The sequence below is a fragment of the Amycolatopsis oliviviridis genome, assembly GCF_014654365.1.
Classification (GTDB): Bacteria; Actinomycetota; Actinomycetes; order Mycobacteriales; family Pseudonocardiaceae; genus Amycolatopsis; species Amycolatopsis oliviviridis.
The window spans coordinates 502,854-519,537 of the sequence record NZ_BNAY01000003.1 but is presented as its reverse complement, the minus strand read 5'-3'; the positions used below and the strand labels follow the sequence as shown (position 1 = coordinate 519,537).

The following is a 16,684-nucleotide window of genomic DNA, read 5'->3' as shown; positions in this document are numbered from 1 at the left end:
GTCCTTTCCTTGCGAAATTCGCAAGGAAAGGACCGTTCCTGGCATCCGGTGAGGGTCAGCGGGACGACGGTTCCAGCGCGACGTGCGGCAACCGCCGGTCCAGCCAACGCGGCAGCCACCAGGCGCGTTCACCGAGCAGGCGCATCACCGCGGGCACCACGAGACAGCGGATCACGAACGCGTCCACCAGCACCGCGACCGCCAGCCCGAGACCGAACTGCGCCAGCATCCGGTCGGGGTTGAGCAGGAACGCCCCGAACACCAGGATCATGATCGCCGCCGCGGCCGTGATCACCCCGCCGGTGGAGGCCAGCCCTTCGCGGACGGCGTGGCGCGCGTCGCCGGTGCGCCGCCATTCCTCGTGCATCCGGGACACCAGGAACACCTCGTAGTCCATGGAAAGCCCGAACACGATCGCGAAGATCAGCACCGGCACGAACGCCTCGATCGGTCCCGGTTGCGCCCCGAACAGGCCGTCGCCGAACACCGCCGTCATCACGCCGAGCGCGGCGCCGATGCTCAGCAGGTTCAGGACGGCCGCCTTGAGCGGGATCAGGATCGAGCGGAACACGACCATCAGCAGCAGCGCCGACAACCCGACGACCACCAGGACGAACAGCGGCAGCCGATCGCCGACAGCGTCCGCGAAGTCCACCGCGGCCGCGACACTCCCGCCGACCAGGTACTCACCGGGCAGAGCCGGGAGCACCTCGGTCCGCAGCCGTTCCACCAGATCGGCGGTCGCCTCGTCCTGCGGCGAAGACGCGGGGAAGGCGAGGACCGTCGTGAGGCCTTGCCCCATCGGCGGCGTCACGTCGGCGATTCCCGGGGTGGCTTCGAGTTTCCGTTGCAGTGCGACACCGTCGCCGTTCTCCGTGACCACGATCAGCGGCTCGCTGAACCCGGGGCCGAAGCCTTCGGACATCAGGTCGTACGCCTGCCGCGTGGTCGACGTTTCCGGATCCGTGCCCGCGTCGGCGAACCCGAGACGCATGCCGAGCGCGGGCAGCGAGAGCCCGATCAGGACGAGCAACCCGAGTGCGAGCGGCACCAGCGGCCGCCGCTGGACCGCGTCCCCGAGCCTGCCCCACGCCTTGCCGTGGTCCCGTTTCGCGGCGTGCTTGCGGATGCCCTTTTCCAGGCGGCGGCCGAAAAGGGAGAGCAACGCGGGCAGCAGGGTGATCGACGCGAGCATCGTCACGAGCACGGTCAGCGCCACCGCGAGCGCGACCCCGCGCAGCGAACCGAGGCCGAGAGCGAGCAGGCCGAGCAGGGCGATGATCACCGTGCCGCCGGCGAACAGCACCGACCGGCCCGCGGTGTCTAGTGCCCGCCGTGCCGCCTGTTCGCGGTCGAGACCGCCCAGGATTTCGGTGCGGTACCGGGAAAAGATCAGCAACGCGTAGTCCACGCCGACACCGAATCCGACCAGCATCATCAGCGGCACCGTGTAACTCGCGATGTCGACGAACCCGCTGACGAGCACGATCACGCCGAGCGTGCTGCCGACGGCGAAGATCGCCGTGATCACCGGGAGCCCGGCGGCGAGGATCGAGCGGAACAGGAAGACGAGGATCACCAGCGCGGCCAGCAACCCGACACCCTCCGAAGGACCGCCGCTCTCGTTGGTCCGCTCGATCGGCTCGCCACCGAGTTCGACCTGGAGCTCGGCGGACTCGGCCTTCTTCGCGGTGTCGACGACGCGAACGATGTCGTCGTAGGGCAGATCTTTCGACTCGAGGTCGAAAACGATCGCGGCGTATCCGATCGTGCCCTCGCGGGAGATCGCGGACGGGTTGTCGAAGGGGCTCGTCACCGACTTGACGTGCGGCCGGCTCCGGACCTCGGAGAGCATCGAGTCGATCGGCCCGCGCGCGGCCGCGAGTCCGCTGCCGGTCTTGAAGACGATTTCGGCGGTCGCCCCGGTCCGCGCGGGAGCCTGGGCCTTGAACAGGTCCATGATCTGCTGGGATTCGGTGCCCGGCAGGGAATGGTCGTCGTGGTAGTCGCTTCCGGCGAGCTGTGAACCCAGTGTGACGCCGATGAGGGTGAGCAGCCAGAGCGAGACGGCGAGCCAGCGGTGGCGCTGTGACCAGCCCGCCAGCTTCGAGAGGCCGCCCCCAGGCCGCCTCTCGGGCTGTGTCCCGGAACGAGTGGTGATGGTGTCCATGGCGGAAAGCATCGGCTTTTCCGGGCCTCGGATCGTCGGGCTCCGGCGGACACTCCGGGCACAACTTCTGGGTACCCCTAAGGCGCTTCCCGTACTACCGGGGTTGTGGTCACGGGGTCAACCAGCGAGGGGTGACCATGCCCGATTCGTAGGCCAGCACGACGAGTTGCGCGCGATCACGGACGTCCACTTTGGTCATGATGCGGCTGACGTGCGTCTTCGCCGTCGCCGGGCTGAGCACGAGCTCCTTCGCGATCTCGTCGTTGGACAGACCGGCCGCGACCAGGCCCATCACCTCGCGTTCGCGTTCGGTGAGCCGGTTCAGCACCGGTGAGGGGGCGGGGCGCGCCACCCGGCCGGCGAATTCGGAGATCAGCCGGCGGGTGATCGACGGCGCGAGCAGCGCGTCGCCCCGGGCGACCACCCTGACCCCGTGGATCAGTTCCTCCGGCTCGGTGTCCTTGACCAGGAACCCGCTGGCGCCCGCGCGCAACGCGCCGTAGACGTCCTCGTCGAGGTCGAAGGTGGTGAGGATGACGACCTTGATCCCGGTCAGCGCCGGGTCTCCGAGCAGATGCCGGGTCGCGGTGAGCCCGTCCATCACGGGCATCCGGATGTCCATCAGGACCACGTCGGGTCTGTGCTCGTGCGCGGCTTCGAGAGACTCTCGTCCGTCCGCCGCTTCGGCGACCACGGTGATGTCGTCTTCGCCGTCCAAAATGGACTTGAACCCGGCGCGGACCAGTCGCTGGTCGTCGACGAGAAGGACCCGGATCATTTCTCTGCCCGCAACGGAAGCCGGGCGCGCACACGGAAGCCGCCGTCCTCGCGGGCGGCGGCGGTGAGTTCGCCGCCGAGGGCCTCGGCCCGTTCGGTCATCCCGCGGATCCCGTTGCCGGGCTTCACGGTGCCTCCCCGGCCGTCGTCGTCGATCTGCACGGACACATCATGGTGGGTGTAGCCGATCCGCACCACGACGGTGTTCGCGGCGGCGTGGCGCGCGACGTTGGTCAGCGCCTCCTGGACGACCCGGAAGGCGGCGTGCTCGACGTCGGGCGGCAGATCTCGCGCCGTGCCGTCGATCTCGGTCCGGACGGTCAGCCCGTGCGCGCCTGCCGACTCGGCCAGTTCGGCGACCCTGGCCAGGCTCGGCGTATCCGCCTGCCGCAGCATTCCCAGCGTGGCGCGGAGTTCGCGCAAGGCGTCCTTGCTGGTCTGCTTGATCGTCGTCAGGGCCTCCTCGGACTTCGCCGGGTCCTTGCCGTGCAGCGCCGCGCTCGCCTGGACGTTGATGAGCGCCAGGTTGTGGCCGAGGGCGTCGTGCAGTTCGCGCGCGATCCGGAGCCGTTCGTCCGAGGCCCTTCGCTGTGCCTCGGCCTCCTTGGTGCGCTCGGCTTCGCGGCGGTAGTACGTCATGGCCCCGACCGCGACCAGCGCGACGAACCAGCCGGCCATCAGCAGGAAGGCGAAGTTGTCCACCTGCCGCGCGGCGCCGGCCTGCAGCTCTCCGATCGCGACGCCGCCCATCGCGGCCGCGGCGACGATCGCCGCGCTGCGGATCCGTCCGGTCGAGGCGTTGTTGTACAGCGCGAAGGCGAACGCGAGCAGGACGAAGCCGTCGGGATCCGTCCGCGGGTAATAGATCGCGCAGCAGACCGCGGTGAAGATCGTGACCGGGAGCGGATACCTGTGCCGCAGGAACAACGCGGCGCAGGCGAGCACCGCGCAGATCCAGCCGAGGACCGCGTTGCGCGGGGGTTCCGCGCTCGCGCCGAGCGAGACCGCGACGGAACTCGCGAGCACCGTCACGGTGACCGCGATGTCCGCCGCGTACCGCCGCAGGATCGCCACACGACGAGAGTAGCGCGACCCGGCTCGATTGACAAAATGGATTTTTACGTTCAAACTCATTTTTGTGATCGAGGATGTGGCGCCGTGAAGGACATGCGGTGAAAGACGTTGAGTATCTGGAGCGGCTCGAGCAGGCGGAGGCGTTGCTGAAGCCGCAGCGGGTGGACGTCCTGCGGCAGCTGGCGGAGCCGCGGTCCTGCACCGAGGTGGCGGCGGTGCTGGACCAGACGCCCCAGCGGGTCTATTACCACGTGAAACGCCTGGTGGAAGCCGGGCTCGTGAAGCAGGTGTCGGAGCGGAAGGTGCGCGCCGTCAGTGAGGGCGTGTACCAGGCGACGGCGCGTTCGTACTGGTTGTCGCCCGGGCTGGTGGGCCGGATCGGCCCCCGGGTGGCGCGGGACGAACTGAGTCTCGGCTATCTGGTGGACCTCATGGAGGAGGTCCAGTCGGACGTCGCCGCGCTCGACAGGACCGCGCCGGAGCTGCCGTCGATCGGTGTCTCGGGCGAGATCCGGGTGGAGCCGGAGCGGCGCCAGGAGTTCCTCGACGAACTGAAGACGACTTTGCAGGATCTGTTCACTCGCTACGGCGGCGCGGAAGGCGACGCCTTCAAACTCGCCGTGGCCTGTTACCCGAAGGGAGATGCCCGTGACTGAACCGACGAGGTTCCTGGTGCGCGTGCGCGCGCCGATCGACGAGGTCTGGCACGCGCTGCTCGATCCCGGGGCGCTGCGAGCGTGGCTTTCCGAATACGCGGAGGTCGACCTGCCGTCCCGGTACGAGTTCTGGGGCCGTTACACGCCGGACGGGGACGTTCCGCGCCAGCGGTTGCTGCTGGCCGAGGACCACGTCCTGCGGTTCGCTTGGACCGTCACCGGGACGGAGACGGTCGTCGAATTCAAGCTGGAGGAGGACGGGGACGCGACGTCTTTGTCGTTCAGTCAGAGCGGATTGCCGGACTACGACGCGATGCTCGCCGATCCGGATACGTCACTCGGCATGATGTACACGTTCTGGGCGCTGTCCGTGGCGAACCTCGTCGATCACGTCGAGGGACGCCCGCTCACCGCCCGCTGCGACCTCACTTCTCCGCTGATGAGCGAAGAAGTACGGATCGACGCGCCGCGCGGCGAGGTCTACACCTCGATCGCCGACCCCGCCGTGTTCACCCGATGGTTCGGCGCCCGGATCGAGGCGGAGCCCCGAGTCGGCGGCCGGTGGGCGATGGGCTCGCTGGAGACGGACCAGGATCCGGCGAAGATCGTCGACCTGGTACCCGACTCCAGGATGTCACTCGCGTACCAGGACGGCGTCGTCGCCACTTGGGAACTCGAAGACTCCGGTGGTGGCACGAAGCTGACGTTCGTCCAAAGTGGATTCTCGGACGAGAAGCCGCCGTACGGCTCGTGGATGGGCTGGCTCAGCGGTTTGGCCGAACTGCGCCGTTTCCACGAGATCGACAGCTGGTTGCCGCTGTGGGCCGACGTCCACTTGGAAGGAACGCCCGAAGGACTCATCACGCAGGACAGGAAATAGGAGGATCAGATGTTGCTCGAAGGCAGGAACGCGATCATCTACGGGGCCGCGGGCGGAATCGGGAGCGCGGTGGCTCGCGGATTCGCCGGGGAGGGCGCGACAGTCCACCTTGTCGGCCGCACGTTCAAGAAGCTCGACGTGCTGGCCGACGAAATCCGGGCGGCGGGCGGAAAAGCGGAAACGGCGGAGTTCGACGCGCTCGACGAAGCGGCCATCGACGAGCACGCCGCTGCGGTGGCTTCTTCGGCCGGCAGTGTCGACATCTCGATGAACGTGATCACGCACAACGACGTCCAGGGCACCCCGCTGGTCGAGATGTCGTTGGCGGACCTCGAAAGCCCGGTACGCACGGCGGTTCAGACCAACTTCCTGACCGCGCGGGCGGCCGCCCGGCACATGATCGGGCAGGGGTCCGGCGTGATCCTGATGTTCGGCGGTGACGGCGATCCGTTGCCGGGATACCACCTCGGCGGGCTGCAGATCGCGTTCAGCGCGATGGAAGCGTTGCGGCGAGGACTGGCATGCGAACTCGGACCGCACGGCATCCGTGTCGTGACCCTGCGTACCGGCGGCATTCCGGAGACCATCCCGGCGGGCGCCGGACTCGACGACGCGATCCGTGACATGGTCGAAGCGACGATGCTCAAGAGGGCGGCATCACTCGAAGACGTCGCTCGGGTAGCCGCATTCGCCGCGTCGGACCATGCGCGCAGCATGACGGCGACGGCGTTGAATATCAGTTGCGGCACGATGGTCGACTGACCTCCCCGCCGGAAGTAACACCGGCGAACGATCTCCCGACTACGCGGCACTACCACGTGCTGGGGAGGTCGTTATGCCGAGGAGAACAACGAAGCTGGGCATGGCCCTGGCGATCGGGCTTCTGGTCGCCGGAGGCTGCGGGGTCGAGACAGTGCCCACCGGGCGGGTCACGCCGCAGAGCACTTCGACAACACAGAGCGCTTCGACAACGACAGCGCCGACGCTGAGCAGTAGCTGGTCGCCGCCGCCGACGACGTCTACGCCGGCACCTCAGCAGTTCGTGCCGACGACCACAGCCGCGGTCGCGGTGCCGAAACAGGTCGATCCGACGCCGTCGAAAACGCGGCCGAAGACGACACCCACGGCGAAAGCGCCGAATCCGGCGGAGTGCGGAAGCGACTACTACCGCAACACCGATGGCGTCTGCGTCCATCGGCCGGCGACCGGACCCGGCGCGGCCGACGGCGCCACCGCGCTCTGCAAAGACGGTTCCTATAGCTACAGCCAGAATCGCCGCGGTACCTGTTCCGGGCACGGTGGGGTCCGCACCTGGTTGTGATCCCGTCGGACAATCATTCACTCAGGAGGGTGGTGCTGTGTAAGGTCGGATCATGGGATGCACAAGGTGAAACCGGTCGGACGGGCACCTTCGCCCCGGATCTTCGTCGTCGTACTCGCCACCTGCGGTTTGGTGGCCTCGTTCATGCAGACCCTGGTGGTCCCGCTCATCCCGGCGTTTCCCCGGCTGCTCGACACGACCCCGTCGGACGCTTCGTGGGTGGTGACGGCGACCCTGATCGCCGGAGCCGTGGTGATGCCGGTGAGCGGCAGGCTCGGCGATCTCTACGGTAAACGCCGGTTGCTGCTGATCAGCCTGGGCTTCCTGGTCGTCGGTTCGGTGGTGTCCGCGCTGACCAGCTCGCTCGCGCTGATGGTCGTCGGCCGGGGATTGCAGGGCTGCGCGATGGGTGCGATCCCGCTGGGCATCAGCATCATGCGCGACGAACTCGCGCCGGAACGAGTCGGCGCCGCGATCTCGGTGATGAGTTCGACGCTCGGTGTCGGCGGCGCCATCGGGCTCCCGGTGTCGGCGCTGGTCGCGCAGAACGCCGACTGGCACGTCCTCTTCTGGGCGTCGGCGGGACTGGGGCTCGTCTGCGGCCTGCTGATCCTGTTCGTGGTGCCGGAGTCGCCGGTGAAGACACCGGCGCCGTTCGACTACCTCGGAGCTCTGGGGCTGACAGCCGGACTCGTCTGCCTGCTGCTGCCGATCGTCAAGGGCGGTGAATGGGGCTGGGGCAGCGGCCGCACCCTCGGCTTCGCCGGGACCGCGGTGGTGATGCTGCTGGTCTGGGGCGCCTACCAGTTGCGGCGCCGCGATCCGCTCGTGGACCTGCGGGTGTCCGCCCGGCGGCCAGTGCTGTTCACCAACCTCGCGTCGATCATGATCGGGTTCGCGCTGTACTCGATGGCGTTGTCGTTCCCGCAGTTGCTGCAGGCGCCCGGGTCGACCGGCTACGGCCTCGGCCTGACGATGGTGCAGGCCGGGCTCTGCCTGGCGCCGAACGGGCTGGTCATGTTCATGCTGTCGCCGGTTTCGGCCAGGCTCATCGAGCGTTACGGCCCGCGTACGACGCTGATGGTCGGCGCCGGCACCATCGCGGCCGGGTACGTCTTCGCGACCGTGTTGATGGACAACGCCGTCGAGCTGATCACGGCGTCGATCATCATCGGTGGTGGCGTCGGCATCGCCTACGCGGCCATGCCCGCGCTGATCATGGGCTCGGTGCCGGTCACCGAAACCGCGTCCGCGAACGGGTTGAACTCGCTGATGCGCTCTGTCGGCACGTCGACGTCCAGCGCGGTGATGGCGACCATGCTCGCGTCGCTGGCGGTCACCGTCGGCGGGGTCTCCGTGCCGTCCGCGACGGGGTTCCGGCTGAGCTTCATGGTCGCCGCGGGCGCGGCACTGCTGGGACTCGTCCTGACCGCCTTCGTCCCGAAGCAGCGCCAGCCCGAACCTCTGGTCGCGTCGGTCCACTAGCGCCCCTGCGTGCGGTGAAGCCTGTGCGATGAAGGGATTCATCGCACAGGACTCATCGCACGAGGAGGGGGCTCCGCTCAGAACAGCGTCGGAACGATGGCGTCGATCAGGTGCGGTCCCGGCTCGGCGAGCGCGCGCTGGAACTGTTCGGCCAGTTCTTCCGCGGTCGTCGCCCTGGTCGCCGGGACGCCCATGCCCTCGGCGATCTTGACGAAGTCCATGTCCGGCCGGGAAAGGTCGAGCAGTTCGTTCGCCTTGGGACCGCTGGCGTCCGCGCCGACGCGCTGCAGTTCCAGCCGCAGGATCGCGTACGCGCGGTTGTTGAGCAGGACCGTGGTGACGTCGAGGTTCTCCCGCGCCTGCGTCCACAACGCCGAAATCGTGTAGAGCGCGCTGCCGTCGGACTGCAGGTTGATCACCGGCCGGTCCGGCGCGGCGACGGCCGCGCCGGTCGCGACGGGCATGCCGTAACCGATCGCGCCGCCGGTCAGGGTCAGCACGTCGTGCCGCGGCGCACCCGCGGTCGCGGCGGGCAGCAGAAGACCGGAGGTGTTGGCCTCGTCGGCGATGATCGCGCGCTCCGGCAGCAGCGCGCCGATCACCTCGACCCAGTTCTGCGGCGTCAGCGGCCCGGACGGCAGCGCGGGCCGCGAGGCCTCCTGCAGCACCGGTTCCGTCTCGGCGGCGACCAGGTCCGCGACGTCGGTCAGGGCCCGCGAGACGTCCTGTCCGACTTCGGCCAGCACATGGACCTGCGCGCCTTCGGGTACCAGGTCGCTCGCCTTGCCGGGGTAGGCGAAGAACGACACGGGGGCCTTCGTCCCGGCGACGATCACGTGCTTGATCCCGTCGAGCTGGTACGCGACCTGCTCGGCGAGATAGCCCAGCCGCTCGATCGTCGGCAGGCCTTCGCCGCGTTCGAGCCGGGCGGGGAACGTCTCGACGAACGCCTTCACCCCGGTCGCGGCGGCGATCCGGCTGGTCGCGCGCAGCCCGGCCTCACGGCAGCCACCGCCGCCGACGAGCAGTGCCACCGGTTCACCGCTGGCCAGCACTTCGGCGATGTTCTTGACCTTCGTCGCGTCGACGACCTGCGGGATCCTCGGCGGGATGGGCGCGCAGGTCTCGCCGCCCTCACCCCAGGACGCGTCGGCGGGAAGGATCAGCGTCGCCACCTGACCGGGGGCGTCCTGCGAGGCCGCGACCGCCGCGGCGGCGTCGGCACCGACGTCCTTCGTGTGCTCGGAGCGGCGCACCCAGCCCTGGAGCGAACCGGCGACGGCTTCGATGTCCGATTCGAGCGGGGCGTCGTACTGCTTGTGGTAGGTCGCGTGATCGCCGATCACGTTGACGATCGGCGTGTGCGCGCGACGAGCGTTGTGCAGGTTCGCCAGCCCGTTCCCGAGACCCGGGCCGAGGTGCAACAGGGTGGCCGCCGGCTTGTCGGCGATCCGCGCGTACCCGTCCGCGGCGCCGGTGACGACGCCTTCGAACAGGCCGAGCACGCCGCGCATCTCGGGCACGGTGTCGAGCGCGGCCACGAAGTGCATCTCCGAAGTTCCGGGGTTCGAGAAACACACATCGACGCCACTGTCGACGAGCGTGCGGATCAGGGACTGGGCGCCGTTCATCTCACTCACTTTTCAAGCCCTCTCAGTGTCTGCTGGTGAACCCGCGGCCGCGATCACATCGACAGGGCGCTCTTTCAGGACCTGCCAGGCCTGGCCTCGCACGGCGCCCTGGCGCCGCGATAGCGGGGCCTTCGGCCGGGGCGGGTTCATGTCGTAGCCGGCCGGTTTGACTGTTTCGCCTCTGCTCCGCCCCCGGGCTCGGCGAAAAGAACGCCGGGGTTGAGGATCCCGGCCGGGTCGAAGGTCTCTTTGATCCGGCGCATCAGCGCGATCTTCGCCGGGTCCTCCAGGTCGAGGAAGTAGCCGGACTTGGCCTTCCCGAGGCCGTGCTCGCCGGAGATCGCGCCGCCGAGTTCCATGCCGAGCGCGAAGATGTCGGTCAGCAGTCGCTTCCGCTTCTCCGGGTCCTTGCAGAAGATGGCGAGGTGGACGTTGCCGTCGCCGGCGTGCCCGCAGCCGAGTGCGCCCGCCTCGCGCGAGAGTGCCATTTCCCTGCTCCGCCGCAGGAACTCCGGCATCGCGGACCTAGGGACCACCACGTCGATGACGTCGTCGGCACCCGCGGCCTTGGCAGTCCAGAACGCCTTCTCGCGAGCTTCGATGAGCTTGCGTGCCGAACTGCCTTCGAGCACGTACACGTCCATCGCGCCGAGATCGCCCAGCATGCCGCCGAGTTCCTCGATGTCGGCGTGCAACCGGTCGTCGTCCCGGTTTTCCAGCGCCACCACCAGATACGCCTGCGCGGTGTCGCGGATGGCGTCCGGGACGCCGAGGCTGAGTTTCTCGTTGTAGCTGATCGCGGCGAGCGTCAGGTTGTCGATGTATTCGAGGATGTGCGGCGAGAGCCCGCTGGAGACGATCTTCGGGACGACGGTCATCACCTCGTCGAAGGTCTCGAACGGGGCGAACACCGTGGCGCCATGGGGCAGGCGCGGGTACAGCTTCACGATGACCTCGGTCGCGATCGCGAGGGTGCCCTCGGAGCCGATGATCAGCTGGGTCAGGTCGTATCCGGTCGAGACCTTCGAGGTCTTGCCGCCGGTCCGGATGATCTCGCCGGTCGGCAGCACCGCCTGGAGGCCCACGACGTTGTGCCGCGTGACGCCGTACTTGACCGCGCGCATGCCACCCGCGTTCGTTCCGACGTTGCCGCCGACGCTCGCGCTCAGTTCACCCGGGTGGACGGTGTAACCGAGCCCGGCCGCGGTGGTCTTTTCGTCCAATTCGGACAGTGTGACGCCCGGCTGGACGACGGCGACGTGGTTCTCGGTGTCGACCTCCAGCACGGCGTTCATGCGCTCGAAGGAGATCACCAGGCCGTCTTCGCGGGGCTGCGCACCACCCGAAAGCCCGGTGCCCGACCCTCTCGCCGTCACCGGTACGCCGTGTTCACTCGCGGCTTTGAGCAGCTCCGCGACCTCCTCCGCGCTCCCCGGTTTCGCCAGGTAGGCGGGCTGCTGTGGGCTGATGGTCAAAGCCTCGTCGTGTGCGTAGTCCTCGGGGATCGCTTCGCCTGAAAGCAGATTCGTGTCCCCGACGATCTCGGCGAACCGTGCCGCAACATCGCCCATCGACTGCCCTTTCCTCACGCGTCTTTGCCTGGTTACCGAAGCGTAGTACGTCGCGGGCAGCGATGGCCATGAATAATTTTCATGTTTGCTTCGAGTGGTCACAACCTCACGACAACCTCACTCGGTTACCCATGTCGCAGCGGGCCGCGGCGGCCCGCCGGAAGGGGTGGACGCTCGATGGGACCAAGGATGAGACGGATCACGACGCTGGGGGCGGCGCTCGCGATCACGTTCGGAATCGCGGTACCGGTGGCCGAGGGCGGGGAAGCGGGCTGCACGGCGCCCGTGGCCGACGTCAGCGGTGTGAGCCAGGCCGAGGGGACGAGCGCCGGGTACACCACCTTCCTCTTCACCGTTTCCCTCGCCGGCGGTGGCTGCCCGCCGCAGGGATCGGTCGAGTACCGGACGATCGAAGGCAACGGGTCGCCGGTCGATCCGGCCTTCACCGCCAAGGAAGGGGTCGACTACCTGCCGAGCGCGGGCACGCTGACCTGGTCCGGCAGGACCGACCCGCAGACCGTCGCGGTCAAGGTCCGCGCCGACTCCCTCGTGGAGAACGACGAGATGTTCTCCCTGCGCCTGTACGGCGAGAAGGGAGTTCGGATCGGGCACAGCGTCGGAGTCGCCTGGGTGGCCGACGACGACACGGTCAAGACCGCACCGCTGGCCACCACTCAGGAGGGTGAGATCTGCTGGTCGATCCCGCCCAACTTCGCTCAGGGCGCGAGCTGCAAGGTGCCTGTCGTGCTCTCCCGGCCGTGGTCGGGACCGCTCACGATCCGCTACCGCACCGAAGGTTCCGGCCACGTGCCGGTGAAGGACGGTGTCGTCACCTTCCAGCGTGGTGAGACCAGGGCGTACGCCGAATTCACTCCCTCGCCGGGGCAAACGGGGAAGGCGCGGGTCGAGTTCTTCGAGCCGTCCCAGGGCAAGCTCGTGTACTCGACCTCGACCGTGGTGATCAGCCCCGCCCGGTGACGAGGTCGGCGTCGGCCGTCGCGTTCGCCCGCCGGTACAGCTCGATCGCTCGAGCCCAGTGGGCGGCCGCGGCGGCCGTGTCGCCGCATCGTGTTTCGAGGTCGCCGAGGTCACGATGCAGGTGAGCCTCCTCGTACGGGTCCGGTACGCTCTCCCGGACCGCGAGGCCACGCTCCAGGTTCTCCCGTGCCGCGGGCAGGTCGCCGAGTCCGAGGTGGGCCCGGCCGAGCCGGTCGAGCGCGGCCGCCTCGCTGTGCCGGTTCCCGACGTCCCGGCTGATCAGCAAGGCCTGGTCGAAATCGTCCCGCGCGGCCCGGAAATCACGGCGGGCCAGGTGGACCTGGCCGGCGTGCAGCAGCGACTCCCACTCCTGCCACCGGTCGCCGATCGCCCGCGAGGCGGCCAGTGCCTTGCCGAGGTGGTCCAGCGCGACTTCATGATCGCCGAGTTCCTCGTATGCCTCGCCGAGGGTGTCCAGAGTGGCGGCTTCCAGCCGGGCGTTGCCGAGTTCGCGGAACGTCTCCAGCGCGGCCGTCAGCGGGCTGAGACCGTCCATCGGCTGACCGCGGCGGATGTAGGCGTGGCCCAGGTTGCGCTGGGACAGCGCGCGCCCGAGCCGGTTGCCCGCCGAGGTGCACCGCTCCACCGCGAGCCGGTACGCGGTGATCGCCTCGTCGAACCGGCGCAGCGCGGCGTAGGCGTTCGCGGTGTTGTTGTAGATATGGCCTTCGCCTTCGAGATCGCCCGCGGCACGGGCGGCCTTCAACGCGCGGGCGTTGGTTTCGAGCGCGTCCGTCAGCCTGCGGGTCATGAAGTAGGCCGCGCCCAGCGCACGCAGCATTTCCGCCTCGGCCAAGGGATCGTCGAGCTCGGCGGCCGCCGCGGCCCCTTCGCGGCAGAGCCCGATCCGCTCGTTCCAGCCACCCGTGGTGTCGTAGAAACTGGTCAGCAGGTAGGTGAGCTGCCAGGCGGCGGTGTTGCGGCCGTGCTCACGCGCGAACCGCACCACCGGCAGCAGGTTCGCGCGTTCGGCGCCCAGGAACGCCAGCGCCGCTCGCCGTTCCGCCGGGAACGGACGCCCGGGAGGAGGGTGACGCAGCGCCGGGGTGACCAGATCGCGGTTCGGATCGATGACCCGGTTCGCCTCCGCGGCGACGTGCAGATACCAGTCGATCAGCCGGTCGGCCGCTTCGGCGCGGCCGGACGTCGTCTCGTCGGCGCGGGCGCACGCGACGGCGAACTCACGGATCAGATCGTGGAGGCGATAGCGATCCCGCCCCGCCGGGGTGATCAGATGCGCGGCGGACAGCGCGGCGACCGCGGTCCGGCCCGCTTCGGCGGGCACCCCGCACAACGCGCTGCCGAGTGCCGGGCTGAACGACGTCCCCGGGATCAGCCCGGACAGCCGGAACAGCTGTGCCGGGCCGTGGTCCAGCGGTAGGTAGGCGCTCGCGAGGACGGTTTTGACGGTCCGGGAATCCCCTTGCACGGCAAGGGTTTCCAGTCGGCCGGCGCCGGTCAGCTCCTGGGTGAGTTCCGCGATCGGACGGCCCGGCTCGCCGCTCAGCCGGGCGGCGGCGATCCGCAGTGCCAGCGGCATCCCGTCGCACAGCCTGGCCAGCCGCGCGGCCTGCGCGGGTTCACCGGCGATTCGATCGGCGCCCAGCACCCGGGTGAGCAGGGTGATCGATTCCGTGTCGGCCAGGGCGTCGAGGGCGAACACGCGGACGGCGTGCCTGCTGCCGAGCGCGGCCAGGGTCTGCCTGCTGGTCACGATCAGCAGTGCTTTCGCCGTCCCGGGCACCAGCGGAAGGATCTGGTCCACACCGCCCGCGTTGTCGGCGACGATCACGCATCGCTTGCCGTGCAACAGCGAGCGGTAGAGCGCCGCGCGTTCGGCCGTCGCGTCGGGCAGCCGGTCATCGGGGAGGCCGAGCCCCCGCGACAGATGAGCGAGCGCGTCACCCGGCGAGATCGCTTCGTGCGGGTCGTGCCCGGCGAGGTCGAGGAAGAGCTGACCGTCGGGGAAGCGGTCCGCGATGTGGTGCGCCCACTGCACGGCGAGCGCGGATTTGCCCATCCCGGCCGCGCCGGAGATGACGACGACCGGCGGCTCGGGTTCGTCGAGAAGGCTGTCGAGCGACGCGAGCTCTTGCTGTCGTCCGGTGAAATGCCCGACCCGCGCGGGCAGTTGCGCGGGTGCCGTGCCCCGCGCGGGCGCGTCGAGTTCGGGCGCGCGACGCAGGATCGCCGTATGCAGTTCGACCAGTTCAGGGCCGGGGTCGACGCCGAACTCGTCGGCCAGCCCCCGGCGCACCGCCTGGAACGTCTCCAGCGCCTCGGCATGTCTTCCGGAGCGATGCAGGGCGAGCATGTGCAGCGCGGCGAGCCGTTCGCGATACGGCTGCTCGGCCCGAAGCCGCGGAAGTTCCCGGAGGACCTCCTCGTGTTCACCGAGCCTCAGTTCGGCGTCCCAGAGTTCTTCCCAGGCGGACAGCCGAAGTTCTTGAAGCCGTTCGACCTCGCGTAGCCCCCAGCCGTCGAGTTCGGCGTCCGCGAACGCTTCGCCGCGCCAGGTCCGCAACGCTTCGCGCAACGCGGTCACCGCTTGGCCGGCGTTGCTCCGCTTGGCGGCACGAAGTTCTTCTTCGAAGCGGAGAGCGTCGACTGAGGACGGAGCGACCGTCAGGACGTAGCCAGGTTTGCGGGTCAGCAGGACCGGCGGGAACCCGCAGTCCTCCAGCGCCTGCCGGATCCTGGCGACGTGGCTGTGCAGGGTCTTCACCGCGGTCCGGGGCGGGTCCTCACCCCAGAGCACGTCGACCAGCCGGGGGATCGGGACGACCGAGCCCGCGTGCAGGGCGAGAACGCCGAGCACGGCTCGCTGGCGGGCGCCGTGCAGCTCCGCCCGCCCGGTGGGGCCGATCGCTTCGACCGGGCCCAGCACCCGTAATTCCCCTGGCCCGGGCACTCTGCTCCCTCCGGCATGTGACCTCGGTGAGCGTATCCGGGCGGAGACTCACCGAAATCGGCCAATTAGGGCACACGATCTCCGCAACCCCGTCACAACCGCATCGGCGGACGGTCGACAGGTCGAATGTTTCGCCCAAGGAGGGGTACATGATCAGCAGGAACCCGCGGCGCCGCCGGACACTGCTCGCCTCGGCCGTCTTGGCCGTCGCGACGTTGTTCGCGGGTGTCGCACCGGCGGTGCAGGCCGCACCCGAGGCCCGGAGCGACGTCTTCATCCGGGACAACCCGTCCGACGTCGGGTTCGAGCCTTCGTCCGGCTCGCTCTACTCCAGCCCCGACATCCGGGTGTGCAAGGGATTGACTCCTTGCGCCACCGACCAGCCGGTCCACCAGGGAGAGAACGTCTACATCCATGTCACGTTGAACAACCCTGGCCCATACGGGGATGGTCTCGAGAAGGGGACACTGCAGGTCTACTACACGAAACAAGGCACCGTGGCCCAATGGTCGAGCCAGTGGACCTACATCGGTTCGAAGACCGGCGTGTCCGTACCGTATGGCACCAAGACGGTCGCCATCCCGTGGACGGTCCCGGTCGGCTCGCACTTCTGCCTGCTGGCACGGTGGCTCTCGCCGACCGACCTGCCGACCGAAGGCTTGAGCACGTCCGCCAACGCGCGCAACAACAACAACATCGGCTGGCACAACGTGAACGTCCTGCCGTTCAAGATCAAGATCCCCGAGTACCGGCCGATCGTGTTCGGCTGGGATGGTCCCGACCCCACCGCGGTCGGCGACATCGTCTTCACCCAGCCGGGCAGGCCGTTCACCGGCCCGGGACGGATCACCATCGATCTCGGTCCCGACCTCGCCGCACGCTGGCGGGCAGGCGGGGCGAAGGGTGAAGGCGTCGAACGGGTCGGCGAGACCGAGCTGGCCATCGTGAACCCGCAGCGGGCCCGGATCAGCGGTCTGGCATTCAAGTCCGGCGAACAGGTCGACGCCAGGCTGAGCTTCACCGCCGGCGCCGAGGCGGCCGGTGGGCAGTACACCGTCCTCGTGACCCAGGTCGACCAGCGCGGCGAAGAGGTCGGCGGCGTCGAGTACCGGCTCGCCGCCGAAAAGCAATAAGCCAGGGTGGGGTGCCGGCCCGTGGGCGGCGAGGGTG

13 protein-coding genes are annotated in these 16,684 nt (G+C 69.0%); 7 read left to right on the top strand and 6 right to left on the bottom strand.

Annotation, left to right across the window (positions count from 1 at the left end):
* Positions 1–55: 55 nt before the first annotated feature.
* The 3 genes from IE302_RS15555 to IE302_RS15545 all read right to left on the bottom strand — a co-directional run bounded on the left by IE302_RS15555 (position 56) and on the right by IE302_RS15545 (position 4,021).
* Positions 56–2,170 carry an MMPL family transporter gene (locus IE302_RS15555; protein WP_373307988.1) on the bottom strand — a complete coding sequence of 705 codons (2,115 nt, stop codon included), beginning with the start codon at positions 2,168–2,170 and terminating at the stop codon, positions 56–58.
* 109 nt (positions 2,171–2,279) lie between these two features.
* Entirely contained in the window at positions 2,280–2,948 is a 669-nt protein-coding gene (locus IE302_RS15550; RefSeq protein WP_191255222.1) for a response regulator, read from the bottom strand.
* Entirely contained in the window at positions 2,945–4,021 is a 1,077-nt protein-coding gene (locus IE302_RS15545) for a sensor histidine kinase (RefSeq protein WP_191255221.1), read from the bottom strand. Before IE302_RS15545 ends, IE302_RS15550 begins: the two co-directional genes overlap by 4 nt.
* Positions 4,022–4,119: 98 nt before the next feature.
* Between IE302_RS15545 and IE302_RS15540 the strand changes: the two genes are divergently transcribed.
* From IE302_RS15540 to IE302_RS15520, 5 genes are all read left to right on the top strand, one after another.
* Complete coding sequence (locus IE302_RS15540) at positions 4,120–4,677, top strand: helix-turn-helix domain-containing protein (RefSeq protein WP_191255220.1); 558 nt, start codon at positions 4,120–4,122, stop codon at positions 4,675–4,677.
* On the top strand, positions 4,670–5,557 hold the full coding sequence (locus tag IE302_RS15535; protein WP_229907780.1) for an SRPBCC family protein: 888 nt from the start codon (positions 4,670–4,672) through the stop codon (positions 5,555–5,557). The genes IE302_RS15540 and IE302_RS15535 overlap by 8 nt, the downstream gene beginning before the upstream one ends.
* A 9-nt stretch (positions 5,558–5,566) precedes the next feature.
* A complete protein-coding gene (locus IE302_RS15530; protein ID WP_191255218.1) occupies positions 5,567–6,319 on the top strand; it encodes an SDR family NAD(P)-dependent oxidoreductase in 753 nt (250 codons plus the stop codon).
* Between the two features lie 73 nt (positions 6,320–6,392).
* On the top strand, positions 6,393–6,878 hold the full coding sequence (locus IE302_RS15525) for a DUF3761 domain-containing protein (protein WP_229907779.1): 486 nt from the start codon (positions 6,393–6,395) through the stop codon (positions 6,876–6,878).
* Positions 6,879–6,935: 57 nt separating this feature from the next.
* The gene (locus tag IE302_RS15520) at positions 6,936–8,363 is read left to right on the top strand and encodes an MFS transporter (protein WP_191255217.1); all 1,428 of its coding nucleotides are present in this window, start codon (positions 6,936–6,938) and stop codon (positions 8,361–8,363) included.
* 77 nt (positions 8,364–8,440) lie between these two features.
* Here IE302_RS15520 and IE302_RS15515 read toward each other — a convergent pair whose 3' ends face one another.
* On the bottom strand, positions 8,441–9,994 hold the full coding sequence (locus tag IE302_RS15515; protein WP_191255216.1) for an acetolactate synthase large subunit: 1,554 nt from the start codon (positions 9,992–9,994) through the stop codon (positions 8,441–8,443).
* Positions 9,995–10,140: 146 nt separating this feature from the next.
* Positions 10,141–11,565, bottom strand: a complete 1,425-nt coding sequence (locus IE302_RS15510; protein ID WP_191255215.1) for an FAD-binding oxidoreductase — start codon at positions 11,563–11,565, stop codon at positions 10,141–10,143.
* A gap of 189 nt (positions 11,566–11,754) precedes the next feature.
* On the opposite strand from IE302_RS15510, the gene IE302_RS15505 reads away from it, so the two are divergent.
* Positions 11,755–12,543, top strand: coding sequence for a Calx-beta domain-containing protein (locus IE302_RS15505; protein WP_191255214.1), 789 nt, complete (start codon positions 11,755–11,757; stop codon positions 12,541–12,543).
* Here the strand turns inward: IE302_RS15505 and IE302_RS15500 are convergent.
* The gene (locus IE302_RS15500) at positions 12,527–15,514 is read right to left on the bottom strand and encodes an AfsR/SARP family transcriptional regulator (protein WP_229907778.1); all 2,988 of its coding nucleotides are present in this window, start codon (positions 15,512–15,514) and stop codon (positions 12,527–12,529) included. The two genes, IE302_RS15505 and IE302_RS15500, sit on opposite strands and share 17 nt — an antisense overlap.
* 149 nt (positions 15,515–15,663) lie before the next feature.
* Between IE302_RS15500 and IE302_RS15495 the strand changes: the two genes are divergently transcribed.
* Entirely contained in the window at positions 15,664–16,647 is a 984-nt protein-coding gene (locus IE302_RS15495; protein WP_191255213.1) for a hypothetical protein, read from the top strand.
* Positions 16,648–16,684 lie beyond the last annotated feature (37 nt).